2 protein-coding genes and 1 pseudogene are annotated in these 2,324 nt (G+C 64.4%); all 3 read left to right on the top strand.

The annotated features are described in order from the left end of the window. Positions 1-488 (top strand): annotated as a pseudogene (locus ACZ60T_RS34085) (hypothetical protein); the annotation flags it as partial. 311 nt (positions 489-799) lie between these two features. Then, a complete protein-coding gene (locus tag ACZ60T_RS34080; RefSeq protein ID WP_469669502.1) occupies positions 800-1,207 on the top strand; it encodes a helix-turn-helix domain-containing protein in 408 nt (135 codons plus the stop codon). Positions 1,208-1,355: 148 nt separating this feature from the next. Continuing rightward, positions 1,356-2,324, top strand: a 969-nt coding sequence (locus ACZ60T_RS34075; RefSeq protein ID WP_469669501.1) for a protein rep, incomplete at its 3' end; no start/stop codon positions are given.

The following is a 2,324-nucleotide window of genomic DNA, read 5'->3' as shown; positions in this document are numbered from 1 at the left end:
ACATGGTCACGACCGCTGACGGGGCAGGCGAATACATCGCCAAGGCTCAGGAATCCGGGAAGCACATCGGAAACGAAATGGCTCGCGGTGATCTCAAGCGGGGAAAGCTCGGCTCTCTCACCCCGTTCGAATTGATCGACTACCTTGGCCAAACCGGTGATGCCGCCGTTCTCCCGCTCTGGAAGGAATACGAGACGGCGACGAAAAGGAAAGCCGCGATCTCGTGGTCTCACGGCCTCAAGGCCCGACTCCTCGGAGACGATGACGGCCCGACCGACGAAGAGCTTGCCGCTCAGGACGTTGACGGCGAAGACGTGGCCGAACTCCCCGAGTCTGCTTGGAAGTTGATCGTCAAGCAGGGCATTGAAGCCGACGTTCTCGAAGCCATCGAGCGGGGCGGTTTTCCGGAACTCGTCAAGGTTCTGACGGCTCATCACATCTGGGCTGTGAAGCGACTCGGACCGGTAGCCGACAAGCCGACCGAGTGAGTTGGGGAAGAGTTTGACCTCTGGTGATCTGCGGGGCGAGATCATGAAGGGGGGCCATTACACTTGTGCCAATGGAGAGGGCAGGATGCCCTCACCCAGTAGTTAGCACTCGGCCCCCCTTCTTGATCTCGGAGGGGCCCCGCTGATCAGCAGAGGTTAAAGTCTTCCTCAGCTCACGGCCCCTGAGGGCTTGTCAGACCCGTGTGGTAGTGGCACTCTTATCCACAGACAACAAAACGCCCCCGGCAGGTGCTGGTAACACCGAACCAGGGGCTAACGGCATCAACCAGATGGAAGCTGGTGAACCGCTGATGAGCATTGTTGCATCCTCCGCGTTCGGCGTGAAGTCCTCCGCCCCGCAGGACACCGACAAGTTCCGGACCCTCGTGGCCCGCACCCTCGAATTCGCTCGCCTGGCACAGGGCTTGAGCATCACCGAGGCTGCGGGCCTCGTTCGCGTTCGGCCGGCACTCTGGCAGGACTGGGAGAACGCGACCGCCGTCCCGACCCTCGACGAGCTGGCCTTGCTCGCGGCCGGCATGTCCGACCCCGCCGACTGGCCGTTCCCGCGGTTCCAGCTCAGCCGCGACGAAGCCGCCGACCTCACGGCCGGAGTCCTCGCCTGGCGGCTCCCGTACTCCGGGGCCGTGGTCCAGGTCGTCACCGAGCTCGCCGACCGCCCGGCCGGTGCCGACTGGGTAACCCGCGAAACCGCGTGACACGGCCTCAGACGGCCTGAAAGCCTGCTGTCGGCCCCAGGTGGCACGCTGGCCCCTGAACGGCCCTCAGAACGCGTTGAGGCCCCGGAATCTCACCTCCGGGGCCTCGGCGTCTCCGCACACTTCCACGCGACACGGAGAACGACTGATGACCACGGTAGACGAGACCGCAGACACCGCAACAGTGCGAGCCCAGACCGTCCCCGCAGAACCCGTCGATCGGCTCGACGGAGAAGCTGCCGCGAAGGACCTGGCCCATGCCCGCAGCCGGGTCTCCCCGGCGCCCCGGGCCGGAGGCAGGAGGGGCGCCGGGGCCGCCCCCGGCGGCCCGGCGGAGGGCCCCCTTGGTACTACTACGGCAAAAGTTTCACCCTCGACCGCCGATTCCCCGTCTGACCTGCGGGAATCCGAAGACGGTAACGCACAGTGTTCGCGTCGTCGGCGGCGCTTCGAGCTTCGCCGGATCATCTGGTCGATCACGACGGTTCGGCGTCTGAGTGCCTGCGGGAAGATCCTCGCCCCGGACGTCGAGAAGGTCACGTTCAAGGTCAAGAACGGCACGGCCTATGCGGCCGGAGTCTGCGTCTGCGCGAACATCTGGCTGTGCCCGGTCTGCTCGGCCAAGATCCGTGCCGGACGGGCCGACGAGATCGCCAAGGGACTCGCCAAGCTCATCCTCGACGGCGGCACGGCCTGGATGGTCACCTTCACGGTTCGACACGCCAAGGGTCACGCCCTGGCCGAACTTCTCGACGGTCTGCAAAAGGCATTCACCCGGCTGGGCAATGGAAAAGCGGCCCAAGGGGAAAAGGCCCGTACCGGAAAGATCGGCACGATCAATTCTCGCGAAATCACGTACGGCCGGAATGGTTGGCATCCTCACCTTCACGTGATCGTCTGCTTTGACGGCTCGCCGGATCTCCTCGAACTCTCCAAGCTCATGCAGCGATGGGTTCGCGTCTGGATGGACTGGACTGCCAAGCAAGGCTTCCCGGCCGACAAGAAGCACGGCGTCAAGTGGGACATGGTCACGACCGCTGACGGGGCAGGCGAATACATCGCCAAGGCTCAGGAATCCGGGAAGCACATCGGAAACGAAATGGCTCGCGGTGATCTC

This window comes from Streptomyces sp. NPDC104371, assembly GCF_055583785.1.
This window is presented reverse-complemented; position numbering and strand designations above follow the sequence as displayed.